This is a genomic window from Mucilaginibacter sp. P4_E8, assembly GCF_056401495.1.
Window position 1 is genome coordinate 1 of sequence record NZ_JBFUJG010000061.1, and the last position, 25,524, is coordinate 25,524.

The 25,524-nt window shown below is 43.2% G+C and carries 24 protein-coding genes; 14 read left to right on the forward strand and 10 right to left on the reverse strand.

The genetic code is table 11. The features are described from left to right. Positions 1 to 698: SDR family oxidoreductase (locus tag AC1DRQ_RS19230; protein ID WP_477426411.1), on the reverse strand; the 698-nt coding region annotated here is incomplete at its 3' end. A 37-nt stretch (positions 699 to 735) separates the two neighbouring features. Continuing rightward, entirely contained in the window at positions 736 to 1,131 is a 396-nt protein-coding gene (locus AC1DRQ_RS19235) for a GlcG/HbpS family heme-binding protein (protein ID WP_477426412.1), read from the reverse strand. A gap of 241 nt (positions 1,132 to 1,372) precedes the next feature. On the opposite strand from AC1DRQ_RS19235, the gene AC1DRQ_RS19240 reads away from it, so the two are divergent. The 5 genes from AC1DRQ_RS19240 (at position 1,373) to AC1DRQ_RS19260 (ending at position 6,629) form a co-directional block, all read left to right on the forward strand. After that, complete coding sequence (locus tag AC1DRQ_RS19240; protein WP_477426413.1) at positions 1,373 to 1,753, forward strand: YdeI/OmpD-associated family protein; 381 nt, start codon at positions 1,373 to 1,375, stop codon at positions 1,751 to 1,753. A 155-nt stretch (positions 1,754 to 1,908) separates the two neighbouring features. Then, positions 1,909 to 2,418 (forward strand): LytR/AlgR family response regulator transcription factor, encoded by a 510-nt coding sequence (locus AC1DRQ_RS19245; protein ID WP_477426414.1) that lies wholly within the window; start codon positions 1,909 to 1,911, stop codon positions 2,416 to 2,418. Between the two features lie 269 nt (positions 2,419 to 2,687). Further along, positions 2,688 to 3,971, forward strand: a complete 1,284-nt coding sequence (locus AC1DRQ_RS19250) for an epoxide hydrolase family protein (protein WP_477426415.1) — start codon at positions 2,688 to 2,690, stop codon at positions 3,969 to 3,971. 116 nt (positions 3,972 to 4,087) lie between these two features. After that, the gene (locus tag AC1DRQ_RS19255; RefSeq protein WP_477426416.1) at positions 4,088 to 5,302 is read left to right on the forward strand and encodes an epoxide hydrolase family protein; all 1,215 of its coding nucleotides are present in this window, start codon (positions 4,088 to 4,090) and stop codon (positions 5,300 to 5,302) included. 115 nt (positions 5,303 to 5,417) lie between these two features. After that, on the forward strand, positions 5,418 to 6,629 hold the full coding sequence (locus AC1DRQ_RS19260) for an epoxide hydrolase family protein (protein WP_477426417.1): 1,212 nt from the start codon (positions 5,418 to 5,420) through the stop codon (positions 6,627 to 6,629). Positions 6,630 to 6,719: 90 nt separating this feature from the next. Here the strand turns inward: AC1DRQ_RS19260 and AC1DRQ_RS19265 are convergent, their stop codons facing one another. Genes AC1DRQ_RS19265 through AC1DRQ_RS19275 form a run of 3 tightly spaced genes read right to left on the reverse strand, consistent with a single transcriptional unit; the run spans position 6,720 to position 9,584 of the window. Continuing rightward, complete coding sequence (locus tag AC1DRQ_RS19265) at positions 6,720 to 7,943, reverse strand: hypothetical protein (protein ID WP_477426418.1); 1,224 nt, start codon at positions 7,941 to 7,943, stop codon at positions 6,720 to 6,722. Beyond that, positions 7,940 to 8,383 (reverse strand): QcrA and Rieske domain-containing protein, encoded by a 444-nt coding sequence (locus tag AC1DRQ_RS19270; RefSeq protein ID WP_429398238.1) that lies wholly within the window; start codon positions 8,381 to 8,383, stop codon positions 7,940 to 7,942. The genes AC1DRQ_RS19265 and AC1DRQ_RS19270 overlap by 4 nt, the downstream gene beginning before the upstream one ends. 1 nt (position 8,384) lies before the next feature. Further along, complete coding sequence (locus AC1DRQ_RS19275; protein ID WP_477426419.1) at positions 8,385 to 9,584, reverse strand: di-heme oxidoredictase family protein; 1,200 nt, start codon at positions 9,582 to 9,584, stop codon at positions 8,385 to 8,387. 294 nt (positions 9,585 to 9,878) lie between these two features. Here AC1DRQ_RS19275 and AC1DRQ_RS19280 point away from each other — a divergent pair, with 294 nt between their 5' ends. The 5 genes from AC1DRQ_RS19280 (at position 9,879) to AC1DRQ_RS19300 (ending at position 13,255) form a co-directional block, all read left to right on the forward strand. Then, on the forward strand, positions 9,879 to 10,436 hold the full coding sequence (locus tag AC1DRQ_RS19280; RefSeq protein ID WP_477426420.1) for a Crp/Fnr family transcriptional regulator: 558 nt from the start codon (positions 9,879 to 9,881) through the stop codon (positions 10,434 to 10,436). Next, entirely contained in the window at positions 10,433 to 11,005 is a 573-nt protein-coding gene (locus AC1DRQ_RS19285) for a Crp/Fnr family transcriptional regulator (RefSeq protein WP_429398233.1), read from the forward strand. The genes AC1DRQ_RS19280 and AC1DRQ_RS19285 overlap by 4 nt, the downstream gene beginning before the upstream one ends. Before the next feature lie 72 nt (positions 11,006 to 11,077). Beyond that, positions 11,078 to 11,833 carry an SDR family oxidoreductase gene (locus AC1DRQ_RS19290; RefSeq protein ID WP_477426421.1) on the forward strand — a complete coding sequence of 252 codons (756 nt, stop codon included), beginning with the start codon at positions 11,078 to 11,080 and terminating at the stop codon, positions 11,831 to 11,833. Positions 11,834 to 12,141: 308 nt separating this feature from the next. Continuing rightward, complete coding sequence (locus AC1DRQ_RS19295; RefSeq protein WP_429398229.1) at positions 12,142 to 12,651, forward strand: VOC family protein; 510 nt, start codon at positions 12,142 to 12,144, stop codon at positions 12,649 to 12,651. 28 nt (positions 12,652 to 12,679) lie between these two features. After that, positions 12,680 to 13,255 (forward strand): dihydrofolate reductase family protein, encoded by a 576-nt coding sequence (locus AC1DRQ_RS19300; protein ID WP_477426422.1) that lies wholly within the window; start codon positions 12,680 to 12,682, stop codon positions 13,253 to 13,255. 114 nt (positions 13,256 to 13,369) lie between these two features. On the opposite strand, the gene AC1DRQ_RS19305 is transcribed toward AC1DRQ_RS19300, so the two are convergent. The 4 genes from AC1DRQ_RS19305 to AC1DRQ_RS19320 all read right to left on the reverse strand — a co-directional run bounded on the left by AC1DRQ_RS19305 (position 13,370) and on the right by AC1DRQ_RS19320 (position 15,258). Next, positions 13,370 to 14,128 carry a DUF6597 domain-containing transcriptional factor gene (locus AC1DRQ_RS19305; protein ID WP_477426423.1) on the reverse strand — a complete coding sequence of 253 codons (759 nt, stop codon included), beginning with the start codon at positions 14,126 to 14,128 and terminating at the stop codon, positions 13,370 to 13,372. A gap of 34 nt (positions 14,129 to 14,162) precedes the next feature. Then, complete coding sequence (locus tag AC1DRQ_RS19310; protein ID WP_429398223.1) at positions 14,163 to 14,642, reverse strand: acyl-CoA thioesterase; 480 nt, start codon at positions 14,640 to 14,642, stop codon at positions 14,163 to 14,165. A 4-nt stretch (positions 14,643 to 14,646) separates the two neighbouring features. Further along, the gene (locus AC1DRQ_RS19315) at positions 14,647 to 14,886 is read right to left on the reverse strand and encodes a hypothetical protein (RefSeq protein ID WP_477426424.1); all 240 of its coding nucleotides are present in this window, start codon (positions 14,884 to 14,886) and stop codon (positions 14,647 to 14,649) included. Between the two features lie 117 nt (positions 14,887 to 15,003). Continuing rightward, positions 15,004 to 15,258 (reverse strand): hypothetical protein, encoded by a 255-nt coding sequence (locus AC1DRQ_RS19320; protein ID WP_477426425.1) that lies wholly within the window; start codon positions 15,256 to 15,258, stop codon positions 15,004 to 15,006. Positions 15,259 to 15,581: 323 nt separating this feature from the next. Between AC1DRQ_RS19320 and AC1DRQ_RS19325 the strand changes: the two genes are divergently transcribed. The 4 genes from AC1DRQ_RS19325 (at position 15,582) to AC1DRQ_RS19340 (ending at position 21,771) form a co-directional block, all read left to right on the forward strand. Further along, entirely contained in the window at positions 15,582 to 15,950 is a 369-nt protein-coding gene (locus AC1DRQ_RS19325; protein ID WP_477426426.1) for a hypothetical protein, read from the forward strand. 105 nt (positions 15,951 to 16,055) lie between these two features. Continuing rightward, a complete protein-coding gene (locus AC1DRQ_RS19330) occupies positions 16,056 to 17,438 on the forward strand; it encodes a TolC family protein (RefSeq protein WP_477426427.1) in 1,383 nt (460 codons plus the stop codon). Positions 17,439 to 17,450: 12 nt separating this feature from the next. Then, entirely contained in the window at positions 17,451 to 20,684 is a 3,234-nt protein-coding gene (locus AC1DRQ_RS19335; RefSeq protein ID WP_477426428.1) for an efflux RND transporter permease subunit, read from the forward strand. A gap of 4 nt (positions 20,685 to 20,688) precedes the next feature. Continuing rightward, positions 20,689 to 21,771 carry an efflux RND transporter periplasmic adaptor subunit gene (locus AC1DRQ_RS19340; RefSeq protein WP_429398211.1) on the forward strand — a complete coding sequence of 361 codons (1,083 nt, stop codon included), beginning with the start codon at positions 20,689 to 20,691 and terminating at the stop codon, positions 21,769 to 21,771. Positions 21,772 to 21,860: 89 nt separating this feature from the next. On the opposite strand, the gene AC1DRQ_RS19345 is transcribed toward AC1DRQ_RS19340, so the two are convergent. Then, positions 21,861 to 25,511, reverse strand: a complete 3,651-nt coding sequence (locus AC1DRQ_RS19345) for an ABC transporter permease/M1 family aminopeptidase (RefSeq protein WP_477426429.1) — start codon at positions 25,509 to 25,511, stop codon at positions 21,861 to 21,863. Positions 25,512 to 25,524 lie beyond the last annotated feature (13 nt).

Genomic DNA, 25,524 nt, shown 5'->3' on the forward strand with positions numbered 1-25,524 from the left:
GCATCAATCATTTCTTTTGGATCTAATCTGCCTTCGGGAGTGCCTAAAAGGCTGTCGAATGTGGCCCTCATATCGGCACGTTTTGTAAAATTCTTACTGTCATCCAACCAGCGGAAAGGGTTATCGGCCATGGTTTCATTATAACCGGTTAAGTAGGCCCCCGGGTTAATAGTTTGTATCTGGATGTTATAAGGTTTTAGTTCTTCATGCAATGCCTCGGCAATAGCCTCTAAGGCATGTTTGGTCGAAACATAAATACCATATCCGGCTGGTGTAAACAAACCACCCATTGAGGATGTAAAAACAACTTTTCCTTTCCTTTTTTCGGTGATGAATTTGGCTATAAACTTTTGAGCAAGATTAAGCGGGGCAAATACATTGGTTTCAAAATTACGCCTTACTAAGTCAACAGGGATTTCAAATACCGGGCCAGCTTCTCCCATTCCTGCATTACTAAAAAGTATATCAATATCCCAGGTTAAGGCATATTTTACGTCATATGGGTCTAAAATATCAAGTCGCTCAACCCGCAGATTGTTTTCCAATCCAAGCTCTTTTACCCCGAGGCGAAGCGCGGTTACCTGTGGGGATATTTGTACCCCTGCTATAACCTGATGACCTAATTGTGCTAAACCAATAGCGGTTCCTTCCCCGAAACCAGAGCCTGCTCCGGTTATCAGAATTTTTTTACTTTCCATAATTTTGCTTTTATTTTATAAGGTGATTTGTGCTGAATTAATTGATAACACTTCCGGCTGTGGCGATAGAAAAATCCTGGGGAACTGCACCTCCGGATACCCCAATGTATCCTATGATTTTTCCTTCCAGTTTAATTGGCATGCCGCCGGGAAAACCAACTAAGCCACCGTTGGTATTTTCGAGGCCATAAGTAGCTGCTTCGGGCTTAAGAAATTCTCCAACCTGTTCAGAATTCATTCGGAAAAGCATAGCCGTTTTAGCTTTTTGGATGGCAATATCCATTGAGCCGATGAACGCGTCATCCATACGTTGCAGCGCTTTAAGGTGCCCGCCGGTATCCATAATAACAATATTAACTGGTACACCGATTTCGTGTGCTTTGGTTCTTGCCAAGCTTAACGCCTGTTCTGATTGAGTGAGTGTGATATCCATGATTATATTTATTAATTGATATAGTAAAGTTAAGGAGATGCAGATGTGTAATGTTTAACAATAACAAAGCAAAAATTATGAATATCAAAGAAGAGGCAAGCTTTTGTAAAAGGTAATAGGAAGATTATGAATCAAATTAATATTGTTAAATTGTAATTGGTTTATTGCAAATCACTTCGACAGGTTAAATACACTACATATAAATAATACATCAGTCAACCCGATAATAAGCTATAGAGTTATGGAAACAAAAGATGGAAAACAGGCTGTTTATGCCAAAACCAGGTCAGACTGGCGGCAATGGCTGGAGGAAAATAGCCAAACAGAGAAATCTGTTTGGCTAATTCTTTATCATAAAAAAAGCAAAGTACAGAGTGTTAGCACCAGCGAAGCTATGGAAGAAGCGCTGTGTTTTGGCTGGATTGACAGTTTGGCGAAAAAAAGAGATCATGAAAGTTTCTACCTTACTTTTACCCCCCGCAATCCGAAAAGCAAATGGAGTAAAATCAACAGAGAACGAACAGAACGGTTGACAGAGGAGGGGCTAATGACTGAACATGGACAAAAATTAATTGATATAGCAAAACAAACAGAACGGTGGGAATCTTCGGACAACGGCTAGAGTAGTCTTCAGACTATTGAAAAACTAAAATAACATCACCCTGATCCACCTTGTGCCTCAGCAAGTGAACCCTGCAATGCCAGTACTTCAGTGAACACACTACTAAAACGATATTTTTAATCTTTTTAGTCGTTTTAAAATTTTACTGCTTATTTTTGAATACAATTTGGTATAAGAATTTCATACACCTTGAACATTTGGTTTTTGGCCGCACCCCGGCATATATAGAAGCAGCGGAGTTTATTCTTAAAAGATGGAAACGCATGAAACTCATTCAACAAAATGGCGAACCTTATTCGGTTGATACGTTAGTAAAACGTCAGAGTAAAACGAGCTTCCTTGTTTTCAGGAAAAATAAATATATCATTGTACCTATTGAGAATATTGCTTTTTTTTATGTCAGGCACGAATCATCAGCAATTGTATGCTTTGACCGGCAGGAATATTTTGTGAATTATTCATTGGATCATATCCAGGAACTTTTGGCAGACAGTCAGTTTTTCAGATTAAATAGACAATACCTGATACATTTCCAGGCAATAAAAGATGTTGAGCATTATCCCGCACGAAAATTACTGGTTAACCTCACTATACCCTTCTCAGATAAATTGTTGGTTCCTAAAGAAAAGGTAAGTGTTTTTTTGAACTGGCTCGATAATCGGTAGTTTTTGGAAAAACCAAACAATTTTCAGATCATCCTTTGAAAGAAGTATAGTCTTTTTTTTGAATTTATTCATCCCAATCTGTGAATGTGTGGTTAATGCACAAATTTCGTTTCAAGAAATTATTGCCCGCGCAAAGTTTCAAAAATTTTCGGGTTTAAAAATGGCAACCCCAGGAAGTATTTAGTCCACTTAAACTATTTGGTGCTTGGACGCCGGTTGATGAGGCAAATAACTTTGCCAAAAAAACCACAACACATAAACCTAAAACAATGGAAAAGAGCAAAAAAATCCTTACAAGTACAATTGTAGCAGGAGTCCTTGTGATGCAAGGTGCATTAAGTAATGCACAAAGCGTACCTTCCGGCAATGCCTCTTCGAATGAAGCGATCCGCCCCTTCCATATGAACATTCCGGAAAATAAACTCGCTGATCTTAAACGCCGGGTCTTAGCAACACAGTGGCCCGGACGCGAGGTTGTTAACGATGAAACGCAAGGCGTGCAGCTCGAGACGATGAAGCAGTTGGCACACTACTGGGCCACCGATTACGATTGGCACAAATGTGAGGCGAAACTAAAGGCCTTGCCGCAGTTCGTGACTAACATCGACGGCGTCGATATTCATTTCATTCACGTTCGTTCGAAACACAAAAATGCGTTGCCGATCATTGTTACACATGGATGGCCTGGCTCGATCATTGAACAGCTGAAGATCATCGCCCCGCTTACTGATCCTACAGCTTATGGTGGAAAGGAAGAAGACGCCTTCGATGTTGTGATCCCGTCAATTCCGGGTTACGGGTTTTCGGGCATACCAACCACAACCGGTTGGGATGCGCCCCGCATAGCGAGCGCGTGGATTGTGCTGATGAAGCGTTTGGGTTATAAGAAATTTGTGGCACAGGGCGGCGATTGGGGTGCGCTAATTACAGACATGATGGCTGTACAGGCACCGCCTGAACTGATCGGCATCCACACCAATATGGCCGGAGCTGTTCCAGACAACATAAATACAGCGGCTTTCACCGGTACCCCGCCTCCGGCCGGCCTCTCAGCCGACGAGCAGCGCGCGTATGACCAGCTCGCCTTCTTCTACAAACACGGCCTCGCCTACGCCCAGGAAATGGGGAACCGCCCTCAGACACTCTATGGGATCGAGGATTCACCGATCGGTCTGGCCGCCTGGATACTCGATCATGACGCACGTAGCTACGAGCTCATAACGCGCGTCTTTGCGGGTAAAGAAGAGGGTCTCACACGCGACGACATTCTTGATAATATCACGCTCTACTGGCTGACAAATACCGGAGTTTCTTCGGCCCGCCTCTACTGGGAAAACAAGCTCGCTTTTTTCGCCCCGAAACATGTCACCATCCCGGTGGCCGTAAGCGCCTTCCCGGATGAGATTTATACAGCTCCGAAGAGTTGGGCAGAGCAGGCGTATCCTAAACTCATCTATTACAACAAACCCAACAAAGGCGGGCACTTCGCGGCATGGGAACAGCCTAAACTTTTTGTTGATGATGTACGGGCAGGTTTCAAAACGCTGCGCTAATCAGTCGTGAAAGAGGCTATGTACTACAAAACCGCTTAGCACACGCAATTAATTTGGTAACTGAATATTGTTTGAATGGGAAATAAATTTAAGAAGACAATTTTAAAATTTATACAATGGAAACCAGCACAGCAACTTTAGAGGGAGTAGTATCAGACGAATTGATCCGTCCCTTTCAGTTTACCTTCCCGCAGGCTGACCTTGATGATTTAAACCGCCGTATTTTAGCTACAAGATGGTCCGAAAAAGAAACGGTAGATGATTTTTCACAGGGTACACCACTGGCAACACTGCAGGCAATAGCCAGCTATTGGGTTACAAGCTATGATTGGCGTAAAATAGAAGCGAAAATAAATGCCCTTCCGCAATTTGTAACCAATATTGATGGAGTGGATATTCATTTCATACATGTACGTTCAAAAAATCCAAATGCCCTTCCGATCATCATAACCCACGGCTGGCCGGCTTCCATAACCCATAACTTGAAAATCATCGGTCCGTTAACGGATCCCGAAGCGTTTGGGGGAACGGCGGAAGAAGCCTTTGATGTTGTTTTTCCTTCGATGCCCGGGTATGGGTTTTCTGGCAAGCCAACAAGGACAGGTTGGGGGCCCGAACGTATAGCGAAAGCCTGGGTTGTGCTGATGAAACGTCTTGGTTACAACAAATTTGTGGCCCAGGGTGGTGATTGGGGCGCACTTATCACAGAACAGATGGCTGTACAAGCAGTGCCGGAATTGATTGGGATCCATACGAACATGCCCGGAGCAGTTCCGCCCGAACTTGACGGGGCGGCATTTACAGGTGTGCCGGCTCCTTCAGGTTTATCTGAAGAGGAAAAATATGCCTATGAGCAACTGGTATTTGTATACCAGCATGTTGTTTACTATGCCTTCTATATGGCATCGCGCCCGCAAACATTGGCGGCCTTAGCAGATTCACCAATAGGTATGGCGGCATTTTTGATCGACTTCGATCCCCGCGGGTTTGAGCTTATTGCACGCGCCTTCGCGGGTCAAAATGAATGCCTTACACGAGACGACATACTCGATAACATCACACTTTTTTGGTTGACAAATACGACTGTTTCAGCTGCGCGTCTTTACCGGGAAAATAAGCTGCCTTATTTTGCCCCAAAAGGTATCACTATACCTGTTGCCGTGAGCGTTTTCCCTGATGAGCTTTATCTGGCACCACGCAGTTGGGCAGAAAAAGCATATCCAAACCTCATTCATTACAATAAACTTGACAAAGGAGGGCACTTCCCCGCATGGGAACAACCAGAACTGTTTGTTAATGAAATGCGTGCGGCTTTTGGTTCCCTTCGATGATCAGTGGGGAAATAGTTTAAGTACTACAAGATCATTTAGTTCGCTCAACCAATTTGGTAACTGAGTACAATTTGCACGGAGAATAAATAGTAGAAAATAATTAAAAATTTAAACAATGGAAACCAGCACAGAAACTTTAGAGGAAGTAGGATCAGCCGAATCGATCCGCCCCTTCCAGTTCACCTTCCCGCAGGCTGACCTCGATGATTTAAAACGCCGCATTTTAGCGACAAGATGGCCAGAAAAAGAACCTGTCAACGATCAAACGCAGGGTGTGCCGCTTGCGACAATGAAGGCACTTGCGCACTATTGGGCTACGGAATATGACTGGCGTAAAGTGGAAGCAAAATTGAATGCTTTGCCCCAGTTTATAACAGAAATTGACGGACTTGACATTCATTTTATTCACGTTCGTTCAAAACATACGAATGCTTTACCACTCATCGTTACACATGGATGGCCGGGTTCGATCATTGAGCAAATGAAGATCATTGGCCCGCTCACAGATCCTACTGCCTTTGGAGGAAAGGCTGAAGATGCCTTTGATGTTGTGATTCCATCTATGCCTGGCTATGGATTTTCAGGGAAGCCAAGCACTACCGGCTGGGGCCCTTCCCGCATTGCATATGCATGGGTAACACTGATGAAGCGCCTCGGATATGAGAAATTCCTGGCACAAGGCGGAGATTGGGGTGGGCTCATCACGGATATAATGGCTGTACAGTCGCCTGATAATTTACTGGGCATGGCCACAAATTTCCCTTGCACAGTTCCACCTGAAATCAACAATGCGGCATTTGCCGGAGCGCCTGCACCAGACGGCCTCTCAGCTGAGGAAAAACAGGCGTACGAGCAATTGAGTTTTTCATACAAGCACGTTGCCTACGCCCTCATTATGGGATCACGTCCACAGACATTACTCGCAACGGCAGATTCGCCCGTCGGCCTCGCCACTATGTTTCTTGACCACGACCAGCTTAGTTTGGCGCTAATTTCACGCTCGTTTGCCGGGAAGTCTGAAGGACTTACCCGGGATGATGTTCTTGACAACATCACACTGTGCTGGTTAACCAACACGGCGGTTTCCGGGTACCGTATCTATTGGGAGAATAAGCATGCTTTTGTAGCTCCGTTAGGTGTTAAAGTCCCGGTTGTGGTGAGCGCTTTTCCTGACGAACTCTACCAGGCTCCCAAAAGTTGGGCAGAGAAGGCATATCCCAACATGATCTATTACAAGAAACATAATAAGGGTGGGCACTTCGCTGCCTGGGAGCAACCCGAACTTCTGGTTAACGATATCCGCGAAGGCTTCAGGTCATTGCACTGATGTTGGATAAAACAAGACCAACAGATCTTGAAACCGGGGCGCGATTTTGATAATGCGCCCCGGTTTAATTTTTCATTCATGAAATTTATTTTAAAAATAAGTTGATATCCCAAAGCTGAATCCCCTTGTATGAGTAGCTGGGTTAGCTAAAATATCGCGTTGTTTTTGGATACGATAGTTTAGCCGGAAAACAGTTTGGGGGGTAGGCCTGAAACTAACTGCTGGCATTATACTCCAAATTTCATCTCCTATATTTCCACCGGTTTCTTTAAACCGACCTACGTTATAATCTACATACTCTAAACGGCATGCCAGGTTTAATACAGCCTTTGGCCACCCCAATAAATTGTTTCTTAAAACAGGTTGTACGATGTCTAAAAATCCACCATGCTGCTTGTTACCAAATTGTTGCGAATAGGTTTGAGGAACATTTAGGAAAATCCAGGCATACTCACCGATAAAGGTTGTCCCCGTTCTTTTGATAGTGGTATTCATATCAACTGCGAAAACGTCAACACGTCGTTTATCATCTAATCTTAAACCGTCTTCCTGGTACTTATTGTATACACCACCCATGTATGATAAGCCAAGCTCGCCGATTTTGATATTTTTTATCGCCACTTTACCCGTTATTAATGGCTCACCATTATTGCTCTCTTCAAAGCGTTCGGCATTTGCCTTTGAGGCCGGTAAGTAAGTCCTGTTAAATTCATTTTCAATGATGGCATTATCAAAACCGCTGGTTAAGTAAAGTTCATATCCAAATAACCAGTTATGCTGGTAATATTTACCATATAAGCCAAAGCCGGCATTGCTCCATGTTGCAGGTAACATTTTTTCAGCCGAAATTGGCCGGTCGGTGAACTCCCATTTCGGTCCGTCATGGTTTTGGTTAAACGCGCCAATCGGATTAACGATCATCCCGCCTCGTAAATTAAAAAGCGGGTGAAACTCCACATCAACGGCGGCAAACTCTATGCTTATCTCTTTGTCTGCAGGTTCAAATTCTATCTCCGACAGAAATTTTATCCGGGTGGAGATGGTTGATGATACAAATAAAGTTAACCTTCTGAACTGGAACTGGTGCCCTTCTGATATGCCATCTGTACCCAAATGCTGATAATTGGCCTCTACATAACCACCTAACGAAATAGGAAACTTACCGGCCTGCAGCGCAGGTCGGTTATAAATGGCATCCATGTTCATTAATTTTTTTGAGGTATCAGCTGGTGTTCGCCTCAACAAACTGGTGTCAATTTGTGCCTGAACACTTATTGCGATGAATAAAAAAAAAGTAAAAATTATTGCTTTCATTTTAAGGATATTCGGAGTAGGTTATCACTAATAGTTACCGGGAAGGTCCTGAGCTGGCTTGCCGCGGGGCCGTTTACCACCTGGCCATGGTTATTAAATTCGCTGCCATGTGCAGGACATTGCATTTTATCGCCGAACACCTGTAATTCTGTTCCCTGATGTGTACACCTCATCCATAGCGCTTCATATTGTGTTTCGCTAAAGCGATATACGCATATCGGATACCTTAACCGGTCGTTCTGAGCGACTATGTATTTCCTGAATTCCTTTTTACCAGCCCTGGCATGCTCAAAATTTTCCAGAGGTACCAACATATCAGATCCGGAAATATCGGCTGATACAATTTTAGAAGCAGTACCGCAGCCTTCTGATAAGGTGAGCAATAAACCACCACCAATACAGCTGATGCAGGTTGCAGCTATAAATTTTCGCCTGTCCATATTATAAGCTTTTTAAAAAGGTGATCACTTTTTGTCTTTCGCTTTCGCTAAGACTGCTATACCTGTTTTTGATGATTGCCGCCTCGCCATCGTGCATCCGTATCGCTTCATCAATGCTTTTAGCACGACCGTCGTGCATTAAAAAAAACTGTCCTCCCTGTGAGTTTGGCGCTAACCCTAATCCCCATAATGGGGGTGTGCGCCACTCACTCGTTTTTGCTGATCCTTCTGTGTAACCATCATCCAAACCCGGCCCCATATCATGCACTAACAGGTCACTAAAAGGATGAAATTCTTTGTTTGAAAGTGCAGCGACCGGCGAATTGCCTGTTTTTAAAGTTTGCTTATGGCAGCTTTCGCAACCTATTTGAACGAACAGGTCTTTACCATTGATAACATCCGGATTGTTCTGATCCCGTTGAATAGGCGCTTTAAGGGTTTGCAGGTAAAACACAACGTCCCTTATTATTTTATCAGATACCTCGGGGTCGGTGTCTAATAATGTGAAAACATCACTGGGGTCAAAAGACGAAGCGATACCCATATCCTGATTATAGGCAAGCACAGTTTGGTGCAACAGGTTAAAAGTGCTTGCCTTTTTTCCGAAACGGGTAATGTACCTGTTTCCCTGAGTATGGCTGTTTGGTTTTGGTTTGATATAAGTTGGCAATAACGCCCAGTTGGGATGTCCTCTAACTCCATCCGGATTATCAACGTTGGCCGATGCCATTGCCAGGATATCATCTTCACTAACCAATTCAATAAAGCCTAAACCGGTATTGATGGGCGGAGTTAATTTAGCAAAACGGGCACCGGGGGGCAATTGCTCAGGTGCGTAACCAGGTATTGCTCGTCCTTGTATTTGCGGCCCATGATCAAACTCGTTGCGGCCAAGACTGTCGTTTTTACCAAATCTTGTAAGGGTTGTAAACGGATGCCCTTTACCATCCCCAGCATGACAGCTACCGCAACTGGTGGCCACAAATACCGGCCCCAAACCCGTAGCCGATGTAAACACTTGGTCGTTAAACCCAACATCGCCGGCAAGGTGCTGTAAGTTTTGGGCTGATGTTAGGTTTTCAATTGGCCCGTCAAGCAGTGCGTCTTCGGAAGGTACCGCTGGTTCAAATTTTCGACAGGAAATAATTATCGCGATCAGGAACGAAAATAAACCAATTGCGACCATTTGTTTTTTATTCATCTCTTCATGATATTTTCAATAGCACGAGCATATATAAATTATTTGATTAAGTTAATAAAATAAATTAGTTAAGACTAATTTATTTATAAAAACTTAAAGATATTTTTATTGAAAGCACATTGAATGACAAGACATTATCAGAGTGGAAACTACATGAAGGTTTTTATAAACTCAACTCTTAACACCTCCTTTACAACATTAACTTTCGCACCAACCTTGAGATTCTTATCCGTTTTTTATATTTGGGTTCGATTTCTATAAAAAATGCATCTGCTCATACAACATATTCAAAAAATGACGTCCAGTCCTGATATAGATGGTGACAGTATATTATCATTTTTTGAAACAAGGACATTTAAGAAAAAGGACATTTTACAGGAAGAAGACAAGCGTTGTTTGTTGTATTTTTTTGTGGTAAAAGGGTGCCTTCGTTTGTATTTTACAGATCAAAATGGTGTGGAACAAACGCAGCAACTTGCATTAGAAAACTGGTGGATGACAGATTTGAATGCTTTTCGATCCGGACGGAAATCAGCCTATACGATCCAGGCGCTGGAGGCAACGGAGGTATTGGCCATTACTGCCCCAAACTATGAGTTGATTCTGGCAAAATTCCCGGTCATCGAAAACTATTTTCGGTTAATATATGAACGGGCATATGCAGCGTCATTGCTTCGTATCCAGATGATTTCGAGAATGCCCAAGGATGAATTTTATGAACTGTTTCAATCAAAGTATCCGGAATTTATTCAACGGATCCCGCAGAAAGTATTGGCATCCTTTTTGGGCTTTACACCGGAGTATTTGAGCGAGTTGCGAAAAAATCTGGTAAAAGGAAAAAATAATTCATGACCGAACAATTATATCGACACATTCAGAAACTCGTGCCCGGTTTTACCGTTGAGCAAGAGAAAATAGCTTCGTTTTTCCAAACCAAACTGGTGAAAAAGGAGGTATTGCTATTAAGAGAAAAGGAAATGTGTGACACAATTTACTTCGTTAATAAAGGTTGTCTGTACCTGTTTTATGAAAATAACGAAGAAAAACAGGTGGTACATTTTGCATTGGAAAACTGGTGGATAACCGACTATAAAACTTTTCCCGATGGTAAACCCGCTGTTTATTCGATTGCGGCGATGGAAGATTCGGAAATTACCAGCATGAGCAGGAAAAACTACGAAACACTGTTGTTACAATTCCCCTTACTGGCATTATATTTTAATAAAATTCATGAGCGGGCTTATGGTGCGGCCTTATTTAAACAAAAAACATTTGCTACCGTGTCTAAAGAAGATTTCTATCGCTATTTCAGAAATACTTATCCTGAATTGATCCAAAGAATTCCCGATCCTGTTTTTGCCAGCTACATGGGTGTTTCATTGAAAACTTTAAAGACCTATCAGGACATGTATATTTCTTAAACCAGCTTAAGTTTTCCCGGGCGAGCTATGTTCATCTTTGTATTATACAATTAACCTTAAATATTACAGATCATGAAAATTGTAGTTATCGGCGGTACCGGCCTTATTGGTAGCCAATTGGTAAATCAATTGCAGGACTCGGGACACGAGGTGATTGCCGCTTCACCAAACAACGGTGTCAATACACTTACCGGCGAAGGTTTAAATGAAGTACTGCAGGGCGCGCATGTGGTAGTGGATGTGTCCAACTCACCTTCCTTTGAAGATAATGCTGTAATGAACTTTTTCAAAACTGCTAACGGAAATCTATTACCTGCAGAAAAGGCAGCAGGGGTGCAGCATCATATTGCCTTATCGGTAGTAGGTACCCAAAAACTACAGGCCAGCGGTTATTTCCGTGCGAAACAAGTGCAGGAAGATTTGATCAAGGCATCGGGTATTCCTTATACCATTGTTCATGCTACACAATTTTTTGAATTTGCAGGAGGTATTGTTCAAATGAGTGTGGCCGACGGGAAAGTAATAGTACCGGCAGCCAACATTCAGCCTATAGCGAGCAAAGATGTAGCGTCTTTTATGGCCGAAACAGCACTGGAAAAACCTGCTAATAAGATACTTGAAATAGGTGGACCCGAAAAATTTGACATGGCAGTATGGGTAAAACAATATTTGCAGGCAACTCATAAAAATTACGAAGTAGTATCTGATACTCAAGCCCTGTATTCAGGAGCACCAATTACCGCTGATACTTTAGTGCCGGAAAAAGCTGTTTCTCTGGGCAAAACCCATTATGAGGATTGGATTTCGAAACCTGAAAATCAACGATAAGAGCGTAATATAAATTCGCGGTGGCGATTAAAAACAAAAAGCCCTGATACACCAGTATCGGGGCTTTTTGTACTCAGAGCGGGAGATTCTTTGAACACTTTAGCCCCTTTGTTATTAGCACAAGTATTAAAGAAAGGCCAAAGTGAAAAAATAAGAGTTTGATTTTAAATTGGAGCTCTGAAAAATGTAGCTTTCGCTTTGAACAGTGCAAATGGTCGCAAAATGCCCTCATATTGCCGCAATTGCCCCTGATGTGCGTACCTCGTCTGTTTTAACTTTGTTCATCATTAAACTAATGGCAAATAAAGATGAATAGTATCAACAAAACCATCGCCGGACTTGAACTGGCCCAAATAGGTTGGGTGGTTCCGGACATCCACGCCGCCGTAAAATTTCTGTCGAACGCCCTGGGCATCGCAGGCTTTCCCCAACCAGAACATATCCGCGCGCAGGATTTGGATATGACCTATTATGGCCAGGTGGTGGCGGGCGATTGGCTAACTACTCAAACCTATAACGGAGGCACCTTCATCGAGCTCGTTCAGCCTGTTTCCGGCCAAAGCATGTTTCATGACTACCTTGCCAAATATCCGGCAGGTGGTACACAGCACCTTGCCTTCCGTTTGCCCGTTAGTGATTTCAACCGGATCACCGACAATCTGCGTAAACAAGGTTACGCGGTCATCAGCGAAGTAGACCACCCAATTGCGCGGATGGCTTTTTTCGATACCTACCAAACGCTGGGCGTAGCTACCGAGATTATGGGCATTACGCCGGAAGGATGGACCGCCATCGAACAAATGCAGAAGACCAGGTGAATACAAACATTAAACTAATAGCAAACAAATGAGAAAGATCAGAATTTTTGAACATATCTCGCTGGATGGCGTGATAGAACATGATGGAGACTACACCTATGGCGCATGGACGAAACCCTATCGAAGCCCTGCCGGGGCGGCAATCCTCTTTGAGGCATACGGGCCGAACTTTGACCTGCTGCTTGCCCGCCACACCTACGATATATTTAGTGACTTTTGGCCTAATGCCGGAGATTTCCCAATGGCAAATGCTATCAACGCTGCAACGAAATACATCGCAACCCACAGGCCCGACAGCCTGGAATGGGGACCGGTGCAGCATTTGGGTGAGGACGTTATCGAGGCGATTCGCGATCTCAAGGCAACGGATGGCCCCGACCTGATCGTGGTGGGAAGTTCGACGCTAACGTCCGTGTTGCTTGACCAGGGACTGGCTGACGAGGTTGTGCTCATCACTTACCCAGTTTTGCTTGGCCGGGGTAAACGCTTATTGTCGGACAGTATTGACGCTCGGGAGCTTGCTTTTGTTGACTCGAAGGCCACGCCCACGGGTGTGCTCATCAACACTTACCGACACGTTGGATCGCTGCGAACCAAATCTTAACCTATGGTCGGTATTATCACGGCATCACCAATTAAAATCATAAGTGGTGCGGTGATACCTACCGCAGAGAGAAATCTTTTACTGTTCAATACCTTGATAAATATCCATACATTTTTAAGGGGACTTAAACAAGGCGGCCAAAGTTGTTGGGTTAAATCCGGAATATCGCTTAACGTCATTTGTGAGATGCGCGTGGTCGTAATAACCCATTTCGTAAGCCAGTTGCGAAAGGCTTTCTTTAAAGTCTTTTTTACGGATCCTTTTCAAAACCTGTTGAAACCGGATGACTTTGATAAACTCTTTAGGGCTAATACCCATATGCTCATTAAACATCCTCTCCAACGTTCTGTTGGTCAGGTGGTGTTTTTCTGCCAGGTAATCAACGGTAATTTTTCCTCTATGATTTTCCACGGTTTTAGCTAAGGGGAGTAGATTATGAGTATTCTTGATTTTTCTGGTAAAGAAATCATTTAAGCGATCGGTAACTTTATTATCCACATCCAATAGGTCATATAGAAAACGATCCGGGAACTCTATAATTTCATCGGTAAGCTCTTGCAGCGGCAGTTTATAAAAGAATGCAAAACCACCAGGCTTAAAACGAATGCCAATAAACACACTGTTCGGTAAACGTTGGATAAGACTTGAAGCGGTCATTGTACCGCCAAAATAAATAGTACCAGGCAAAAGTGGTTTATTATTAAGTAAAGGCCTGGTGCTACCCATATTAACAAAGATGTCTGTAGTACCATCGGCGTATAACCGTACTTCGGCAGGCTGGTATAATGCCCCGGTTTCCATTATCCAATACGTTTCGATAAAATCCCTCAAATGTTCAACCGGAGGTATTTCGGCATATTTGAATGAACTCATAAACAAATTTAAGTAAACCGATGTTATCTTCCATTTAAATTACCGCTCTTCGCATCAGATAATTACGCCGTTCCTCAAAATTATTTTGTTCAACAGGCAACAGTATACTATCCAATAAATTGGTAACTGGCGCGGGATGATTGATTGCTTTCTGCGTTTGGGTATTAAAATATAAAAAAGTTGTCCATAACATGGCCTTAAGTTTATTTTTGCCTTCGTTCCACATACGCATTTCAATCTGGACACTTTTTGGGGTGAAGGCGATCAGTTGCGATTCAATGAGCACATTTTCAATCACGTTTGCCGGGTTTAGATAGCATATTTGATTGGATACCACTATCCAGGCCTGGCCATTAGTTTTTAAATTTTCAAATACATCAAAATTATAGTTATCCAGCAAATGATCTTCCCGGGCATTTATGAAATAATTGATATAACTGGCATTGTTTAAGTGATTAAAGGGATCACAGTCTTGAAACCGGATTTTGTAGTTGGAGCTCAATATTTTTTCCATGGCGTTATTTATTATATAGCTTACAAAGGAAAGCATCAGAAAAAGGAAGGGTTTGGAAAAATACGACAAAATGATTTTTACGAGGCGGTAAGTTTGGGGTCTGGTCGTCCGAAAGGTTGAGCTTTGTTTTAAAGTCATTGAATTTTTCTTTCATTTGTTCCGGTGTAAGCTGGGATTGTGCCATTGAGCGGTTGCTCAACATCATAAGCGCCATAAACGCCCCGATAAGCGTGATCTTTTTCATTTAATTTAATTGTTTTTAAGATTTGACCTGAGGCAAATAACCATACCTGTAAAGCTTTTGCCTGTTAAATTTTGGTGAAGCTTCCGTTTTAAAGGTTAAACTGAACGGGAGGAGCTATTACCGGTAAACCACCACCCTCCTGCTTATAACAGGTCGGGGACGCACTATGGCAATACGTCGAGCTACCACAACCAGGCGCCCAACTACTACCGGGCGCGAAACTATAACCGTGGGTCTGACCGCAACCGGGCGTATAGGGCCTCTTAAAACAACCCGCGTGCGTGGGGTACGTACAATAACGCTTACCTGCGCTTTTGCCGTAAAAAAACCACTGATTAACAGGATACCAAGTGTTAACATCATCTTTTTCATATGCTTAATTTTTTAATTAATTTGATGTTAGGACTTGAAAACGGTTCATGAGTAACCGGCTCGAGGGTGAATTGACCATATCAGGCGGTCAACTTAGTTTATAGCGGGTTGAATTGACAGCAGGCTGAACGTCCGAAATTTCCAATCTCGATCAAATCGTGGGGTAAGGTTATGTTAGGACCGCTTTTCGCCAATAAATTAGTGTTCACTAAAAGCGAACATAAATGGAGTTTTTTTATAAACGCACGCAACTTTCACGTTACATGACCAATAAAGAATAAATTCTTCTCAACTTTGAATATCAAGTAGCGTTAATAAACACCATGCGTGCGTTAAAGATTCATTACTTTCTATTTCTTGCTGTATTTATGTTGGCTGCTAAACCATTCGTAGGTTTTAGCGCACTTAAACAACTCCCTATAAGTAAAACTCCCGGGATCGTTGTGAAGGCTTTTACCAAACGCAAACAAGAATATGTAGAGGACAGTGATTTTGACGTTTCAGCTATTCAAAAGCGGCTGGCTGACCCGATTTTAGCTTTAACCGTTCTTTTTTCTGTCCTTTTAAATACGTTATTTCCGTTCCTCTTCAGAAAGGCTAAACAACTTACTGCCGGTGTGTTGAACGCTATTCATTTAAGTTTATTTCCCCCGCCCCATCGTTATCTCCTTTCAGGAAAGCTAATCATTTGATCTTCCCCCCTTCGCTAATCATATCATAAGGTATATCTAAACAATACCTTATTAAGCAGGAATTGTAAAATCTCTATTTCTCAAATTTCTTAATACATCATCAAAATGCACCATCTAAAAAGATATGTGTGCCTGATCTTATTGCTATCGTTTGCGATAACAGTTAACGCACAACAAAAGGTCAGTCTGAAAGACCTGTTGAAACGGGTTGATCAAAAAGCCCCTTCACTAATTGCCGATTCAACTTCCATCGCTATAAAACAAGCACAAGCGGCAGAAACGCGCAGCAACTGGTTGCCTAACTTAAAGCTGAATTACCAGGCCGACATAGGTACTAACAATAACACCGCCGGGCCATACTTCGGTTTTGGTATTATCCCTTCTAACTCACGGGGAGTACGTACGGAAAGCAATACCTCGGCCGTATTAACTAATCTGGGTATAGTTGCACTGGATTGGGAGGCCTATAACTTTGGAGCTTATGCCGCTCAAAATAAAGTTGCCGGTTCCGAAGTAGCTGTAGAACAAAACCAGTTCCAACAAGCTAAATACAAATTAGAAGCGTTCACTATCGGCAATTACCTGCAATTATTGCGACTACACGACTACTTGATTATACAGTCCCGTAATATTGATCGTAACCAGCAGATCAGGCGGTCAATCCAATCGCTGGCCAAAAGTGGGGTCAGACCTGGCGTAGATACCAGCATAGCCGAAGCAGAATTATCAAAGGCCCGGCTAACCTATATCGAACTCAATAACGAGCTTAAACAAACGCAATTAAAACTCTCTGCCATAAGTGGTTTGCCCTATCAAAGTATTGTGCCGGATACGCTGGCAGAAACCCGGCTGATCTCACAAACCAATATTCCAGGATTAATGCTTACAGATACCGCAAATCACCCGATCATCAACTATTACAAATCGATAGTTCAAAACAGCCGGCAGCGCGAAGACCTGGTTAAAAAGCAGTTTAACCCTAAGATACTTTTGGAAGCTGCAGCCTGGGGACGTGGAGCGAGTATTGATGCTAACGACCAGTTCAATTCCCTCTCTTCGGGCTTTGGATTTGACCGAAACAACTATTTAGTGGGTGTTGGCATATCCTATAACCTTTTCGATCTGCGTCGCAGGCAGCTCAAATTGCGTACCCAGAGAGCCGAAACCGATTATGCCCGGCGTAACCTCGACGAACAACGATCGCTGTTAAGTTTAGGCATAAATCAGGCCGACGTAGAACTAAACACTGCAAAACAACGCCTGCTCGAAATACCCAATCAACTGAAAGCCGCCAATGCCGGCTACCGGCAAAAGCTATCGCTTTATAACAGCGGCTTAACAGATATTATTGAATTAAACGCCGCACTGAACATTCTTTACCGCGCCGAAACGGATTATGCGCAAGCCAAATTTGCTTATACCAGCGCGTTCTTTCAAAAAGCGGTCACCGGTAACCAGGTCAGTGCAGTTTTAAACCTTTTAAATTAATTAACTATGTCAATGGTCACATCCGCACTCAAAAGGCCCATTACTACGGTAGTAATTACCGTGAGCCTTTTAATTTTTGCAGTGCTTAGTGCAATAAATATACCTATAGATATTTTTCCGCAGCTTAACCTGCCCACCATTTATGTTATAGAATCCTATGGCGGCATGTCTCCCCAGCAAATGGAAGGCTTTTTCTCCACCCGCTTGCAGGACCAGTTTTTATACGTAAACGGCATCAAAAGTATCAGCAGTAAAAACATCCAGGGCTTAACCCTCATTAAGCTATCTTTTTACGAGAGCACCAACATGGCCGAAGCCAGTGCTCAGGTGGCCTTGCAGGTTAACCGGGCGCAAAGCTTTTTCCCTCCCGGTGCTTTGCCGCCGCAGGTGGTGAGGTTTGATGCCTCATCACTGCCAGTGGGGCAACTGGTGCTGGATAGCAAGTCCGAGAGTTTGAAGGATATTTATGATATGGCGGCAACGCGCATTCGTCCTATGTTCTCCACCATTCCGGGTTTATCAGCACCGCCGCCCTTTGGTTCAAATGCACGATCCATTATTTTAAGTGTTGATCCCAATAAACTACGAAGCTATAGCCTAACGCCGGATGAAGTAGTTGAAGCATTATCAAAATTTAATGTAATGTCGCCGTCGGGAAATTTGCGGTTGGATAACACCATCTATCTCACCACCATGAACTCGCTGATCAAAAACACGGATAATTTTGGTAAGATCCCCGTCATCACCAAAAATGGCGTACCCATTTACATTCAGGATATTGCCCGCGTTACCGATGCTGCGGATGTTACGGTAGACTATGCCTTAGTAAATGGTAAACGATCAGTATACATCCCTGTGGTAAAAACAGCGGATGCCAGTACATGGACGGTGGTACAAACACTGAAAAGTAAACTGGCCGAAATGCAAAGTTTATTGCCGGACGATGTAAAAATAAGTTATGAATTCGACCAATCTGTATTTGTGGTGAATGCCGTGAAAAGTTTGATGACCGAAGGCGGCTTAGGTGCTTTACTAACCGGGCTAATGGTACTGCTGTTTTTGCGCGACTGGCGTAGCAGCTTGATTGTGGTTATCACCATCCCGGTGTCGATTCTTATCGGAGTGCTGCTGTTGGGCTTGTTCGGGCAAACCATTAACATCATGACGTTAAGCGGCCTGGCTTTAGCCATAGGTATCCTCGTTGATCAGGCTACGGTTACCATAGAGAATATCCACCAGCATTTGGAAATGGGCAAAAATAAGAAGCAGGCCATATACGATGCTTGCGAGGAGATATCCTTCCCGCTGTTGCTTATCCTGTTTTGTATCCTGGCTGTATTCGCGCCATCGTTTATGATGAATGGAGTGCCTAAAGCAATGTTTCTGCCGCTATCCATGTCTATCGGTTTAACCATGATTGTGTCGTTTATTATCGCGCAAACACTGGTGCCTATCCTGAGTAACTGGCTGATCAATGCATCCCAATACCAGCATTATGAGCATGGCAAAATACACGCCCACGCCGGCGAGGGTTTAGATGAAATTGAAGAGGGCCAAATCAGGATGCACCAACGCGCAGAAGAAGAACACCCTGAAAAGAATGATCTTTTTGAAAAAATAAAAATGAGCTTTAAGAAGATCATTACCCGCTGGATGCCCAATAAGAAGGTAATTATCCCGGTATATTTGGTTGTTGTGTTTGTGTTGGCCGGGATTTGTTTTGTAGTGATAGGTAAGGACATGATGCCGAAACTAAATAATGGCCAGTTCCAGATGCGTATCAAGGAACCGCAGGGAACGAGGCTGGAACGTACCGAGGATAAGTTTAAACAGGTATTACAGATCATCGACAAAACGGTTGACCATCACGTCGGGATCACTTCGGGCTACATTGGCTTAGTGCCCAGTAGTTTTGGCAGCAGCAACCTGTACGTGTTTAATACCGGCACACACGAAGCTGTATTGCAGGTTAACCTGGATGAAAAGTACCATGTGAACATGGACGAGTTGAAGGATGCCCTGCGTAAAAACATTAAGCAGGAAATTCCTGAATTGGGGATCAGCTTTGAGCCGATAGATATGACGGAAAAGATCATGAGCCAAGGTGCGTCAACGCCTATACAGGTTCAGATCGCGGGAAAAAATATGGATCAAATAGTGGATTTTAGTAATAAGGTATTTGCTAAACTCAAAGCCATCTCCTACCTGCGCGACATACAGATCGATCAGCCACAAAAGTTCCCGGCAGTAAGTATTACGCTGGACAGGTTGAAGGTATCACAGTTGGGGTTAAATATTAAAGACATATCAAGGTCTGTTACGGCAAGTACCTCATCAAGCCGGTTCACCGAGAAGAATCTTTGGCTGGATGAAAAATCGGCCTATACGTACCAGGTGCAGGTGCAAGTGCCCGAGTACGTGATGAATACGATGGATGAGCTAAAAGAAATCCCATTGCTGAAAGGACAAAGTTCGCCCACGCTTGCCGATGTAGCCGATTTTAAAGTCAATTACGCCCCCGGTGAGTATGACCGGGTTGGCCCGCGCCGCTATTTAACGGTTAGCGCCAACATCTATAAAAAAGATCTGGGTACAGCCACATCCGATGTGCAAAAAGCGGTTAGTAGTTTAGGCACACCGCCAAAGGGATTAATTGCCAATCTGCAAGGTATGTCCAGCTTGTTGACTGAAACCTTAACCAGTTTGCAAAATGGACTGGGCTTCGCCATATTGGTTATTTTCCTGCTTTTGGCGGCAAATTACCAATCGTTTAAGCTATCGTTAACGGTACTCTGTACTATCCCGGCGGTGATATTGGGTTCGCTTACTGCTTTGCTCTTAACAGGTTCTACGCTTAACCTGCAATCATACATGGGTATGATCATGTCTACCGGGGTGTCGGTCGCCAACGCTATCCTGATTGTTACCAATGGTGAAAATTTACGCTTGGAATTTCAGGATGCTACAAAAGCGGCGATCACCAGTGCATCTATCAGGCTACGACCTATTTTAATGACCAGTTTGGCTATGATAGCAGGTATGATCCCAATGGCATCAGGTATGGGCGAAGCCGGTGAACAAACGGCACCGTTAGGCCGTGCGGTGATAGGCGGCCTGTTCGCATCCACATTGGCAGCCTTATTTATTTTGCCGTTAGTATTTGCATGGGTACAAGATAAAACCACCTATGAATCACCGTCTCTGATGCCCGAAAATGAAAACGAACTTGAACCATCAACCATTTAAAAACATGAAAACGAAATTGATCATTATAAGCTTGTCAGCCTGCTTTTTCGCAGCATGCGCTGGTAATCAAAAACCGATTGACCTTACCGAAGGTAAAACAATCAATGGTAAAAAATACGAATTAGGTACTATTACAGAAAAAGCATTGTCCAGTTCAGCCCGATTGCCGGGGCAGCTTAATCCCTTTAACGAGGTAAACCTATTCCCCAAAGTGAATGGTTTTGTGAAACAATTATATGTAGATCGAGGCTCCATTGTTAAAAAAGGGCAATTATTGGTCACATTGGAAGCGCCCGAAATGGAATCCCAATTGCAGGCCGCCAATTCACGCTATTTGCAGGCACAGGAAAATGCCGAAGCCAGTAAAGAAAAATATGCCCGTTTAAAACAAGCCGCACAGGAGCCTGGCTCGGTTTCGCCGCTCGATCTGGACAATGCTACGGCAAAAATGAAGGCTGATAACGCCTTGGCTGAATCCGAAAAATCAAATGTTGAATCAGTAAAGACCATGCAGGGATATCTGCATATCTATGCGCCTTTTGATGGCATGATCGTTCAGCGTAATATATCGCCGGGCGCATTGGTAGCGCCCGGTAAAGCTACGGACCAGCCCATGTTGGTTTTGCAGGATATTAGCAAATTACGTTTAGAAGTAGCTATACCTGAAGATTATGTAGACAAAGTGGACCTGAAAAAAAACGTGGTTTTTATGTTTAACGCGATGCCGGGTACTGAACATACCGCTAAAATAAGTCGCTGGGCTAACGCTTTGAGTAGTATGCGCAGCGAGGCTATTGAGATAGATGTGCGCAACAAAAATGGCCAACTTATACCCGGTATGTACGCCGAAGTAAAAATACCTATGCTTTCGGGAGCAAAATCGTTATTGGTACCTAATTCGGCCATTGTGCGCTCAACAGAACGGGAATATGTAATTGCCGCAAGGGGTGGTAAAGCTAAACTGATAGACATAAAAGAAGGCTTGGCCGGAAACGATTCAACTGAAGTATTTGGTGCACTCACCGCAAATGATCAGATCATTATAAAAGCAAGTGATGAACTGAAAGATGGCGATCAGATAAAATAGTCCCTAATGCAGCAGCTGTACTTTAATAGCTGCTGCATTTTTTATAGGCTGTTAAACAAAACGCGTATTGCCTTTTCACACTTTACACGTCAGTTAGCATGATCAATGGTTTTCATATTATCATTTGGGTTTCTATCTATCAGGGTGCCAAACGGGTCAACTCCAGCAGCATTTGGTTTGCCTTTAACTATAATGGCCAATTGATGCTCACCCCGAGTTAATTTGTATTTTTTGAGATAAAGTAAGTTAGCCTGGTTCCGTCCGTTTTTATCATTCGTATCCGCGGCGAAAATTCCGATATCGATGTAATCATTCATCTTTAATGCTGACACGTCATTACCCTTGCTATCTATCCAAACCTTGTTGATATTTACTTTCAGGGTTACTTTATACTTGTTCTTACCGGCTATTTTTGTAGCGGTTACGGTGTTAACCTTGCTGTCATAAAGCGTTACCTTTTGCCAGGTGTCGGTCATGTAATACTGTAAAGAATCGGGAACATGTTTTTGCAGGTAATGATAAAGGTCATTTGTGCCCGCAAAAGGCGGCTGGCTTTTAAATGCATAAGCATTTTTAAACTCACGGAGGGCGTTATTCAGGCTGTCTTCGCCAATGAGGTTACGTAAACCGTACATGGCCACACTTGCCTTGCCACTCCATTCAAACCATTGGTTGGCCCTGATCAGTGGATGCTCCCTTTCTTCCAGCCGGCGCCTTACAAACAGGTAATACCATAACTGGTCGAGCACTATGGCTCGCATATTGGCTTTGCCGTATTTTTTTTCGGCCATTACCAAAGCATCGAAATTGGCAAGGCCTTCGGGTATTACCAATGAGCCTACGGTATTGTTTGGGGCCACCTGGAAACGCCACCATTGCTGGGCAAGATTACGCGTGGTTGCAAAATACAGGTAATCAAACTCGTTAGGATTGGTGAAATGCGCGTTCCAGCTATTGTACTCGGCATAAGTATCAAGCGTAGTCGTTGAAGATTCGCGCGGACCATAAATGGAAGTCTCTGCAAGCCTGATGTTTTTAAATGGATATGGCCCATACACGGAACTATAATATTTAAGTCCTTCTTTATATGCATTTATAAAGCGGGTGGTATTTTCATTATGGGTAGGGTGGTGATAAACGTCAATATATATTTTATGATCGAGCATAATACTGTCGCGGCTATCGGTAAACCTCGCCGAAATAATACCGAAAGGCACATACATACCCGGTTTATCCTGAATGTAATGGAAATAATTGCGGCCGTTCTGTTTCCATTGTTTTACCAGCTCGCCGTGAGTAACAACAATTTGATCGCCAGAAGTGCTTACCGTAACATCAAGACTTAGGAGGTCGGAAGATTTTCCGGCTTTCAGGGTTTTAATACCAACCAGGTCGTTTTGTGGTATTTCACTTTCTGCTGTTTTAGGAGGTAAGCCTGCCTTTTTACGTACGTATGGGCTACCTACTTCATCATCATCGTCATAACCCAAGCCGGGCAGACCACCTGTAAAGAAGGTGCCGTTATGCAACAGGTTGGTCGAATAAAGGCTGTTGGTGAAATCGGTATGTGTAACCGATGAATTAATCTCCAAAACGGCCGAATCCCCGGGTGCAAGCGACTGCCTCAACTGGTACAATCTAAAATCGGCTGTATCCTGCTTCGGCCTAAACCAGTTAAAAGATCCCCGTGAATAAAACAGCGGATTAGTGAACGGAACAGGCTTACCATCAACGGCGATAGAATAATTCAGGCCATCAGCATCAAGCAGCATTTTTGAAATGAGTTTATCGGTTTTGTTTACTACAGTGACCTGAGCTTTTACAAATTCCTGCTGTTTATCCGGAAAAATGTCAACGTTCATTTTTATACGTGTTACCTTGGGCAATGGCAGCGACTGATATTTTTTCAGGGCCTTTTCGTAAATTATAGCACGATCTTCCTGCTCGTCTTTGCTTAAGTAATTATTGAGGTAGCTCACATTATAATAATTATATGCACCTACAATTAAGAACAAAGGRATGAGTCCTACAGTAAATAGTTTCGTTTTTTTATCAAACCGTTCAGGTACCAGCCGCAGCCGTTCTTTAAATGACGAACTTACACCCCGATAGTAGAATAATGCGGCTACAATGATGAGTATTCCACCCCCTAAAAGCCAGTAAAGATTAAACCAGCTTATCGGCCCAACCATGTGGCCCATGCCGTCCATATCCGAAAGGCCTGAGTTTGGGGTATAGGAGTACAGCAGTAAATGGTAGTTGAAGATGCCGGTAAGTTCCAAAAAGAAAAAACCTACCCATAATGTAACACCTACAGCGTAAGCGGCAAATTTATTGTTAATGATAACATGTGTCAGGTAACAAAACACCACGATCAGCAGCAGTTTTGGCAATAATATAATGAGGATATAGCTAAAATAAGCCGATAAATGGAGTTCCGTATATCCTTTGGCAAGCTGTACAATTACACCGATCGCTAATGGAATAAACGAGAGACCAGCGCCAATAATGAGTAAAGGGATCAGTTTTGAGCCGTTCAATACCCAGTTTGGTGGTGGTAACGAATCATTAATAAAGGCATAACGGGTAAGCCGGTCGCGCTGCAGCGTTTCGCCGGTGTAAAACATGATAATAAAAAAGATAAAGAACGGGAAAGCATCGTTAAAGATGCTTAAAAGCATTACGGTTCGCGGCAGGTCAGGTATGCCATAATTCCTTTCGCCCAACCAAAATACAAAGCCCAGGAAGATACTGCCGCTGCCTACGATGATCCAGAAGTAATTATCGCGGATGATGTTTAACAGCTCCAGCTTTATAAGGTTTGATAAAACCCGCCGCTCATATTTGCCCGCGAAACTCACCGCAGGTATTTTAATAACCTTATTGGTTGCCTTTATATTTATATCATCAATGGCTGCCTTATCGCGCTTGCCGCTAAAGAATTTTTCAAAATTAAAGYGGATATAGGTAAACAACAGGATGACAAGCCCCAGTCCCGGCCAAATGATCCTGTTAATGGCCATAGGACCGCTGATCAGGATCAGGTTATTGTTTTGTTCGGTGGCTGTAGCGTTGTTCATTTGATACCGCACACCGTTCATCCCAAAAGGATCAGATATGCCAATAACCGTGGTATTGTTTGTGTGGTTGAGGAAAAATAAGGCAATAAAATAAAACAGGAACAAAAGGATACCGCCAAAATAGATCACCTTCACGTTACGGGTTATAGCTACCAGGCCAAAGAACAACGATGACGTAAAAAACAGGTTTGGAAGCGCGATGGTAAAAAATGGATATAAGTAATATATCAAGTGATTTGGGCCATATTGAGCACGGTCTGTTTTACCAATAAGTGGCCCTATAATGGTGCCGAAATATATGCCGAGTAAAATAGCAAGCGCTATAAAGAGCATAAAAATAAAAGAACCCAGGTATCGGCCCCAGAAATAGCCGGGCTTGGTGATAGGGTAGGTGAGGTAATAGTCTTTGGTTTGATATTCAATGTCTCGGTAAATTGCCGCACCCATAACCGACGAGCTGATAAGCATCATCATCATAGTGATACCTGCACACCAAAACGTTATTAAAAAAGGTGAATTGATGTGTTCTTTTTCGGCTACCGGCAACGCGCCGGTAGCAAATGCGAACAAGGTAAAAAGCAATACTGCAAAAAAATACAGGTAAAAGGCTGGCCTGCGGACCCTATTCTGGATCTCGAACAGAAATATTTTCAAGAACATAAGTTGTTGTTTT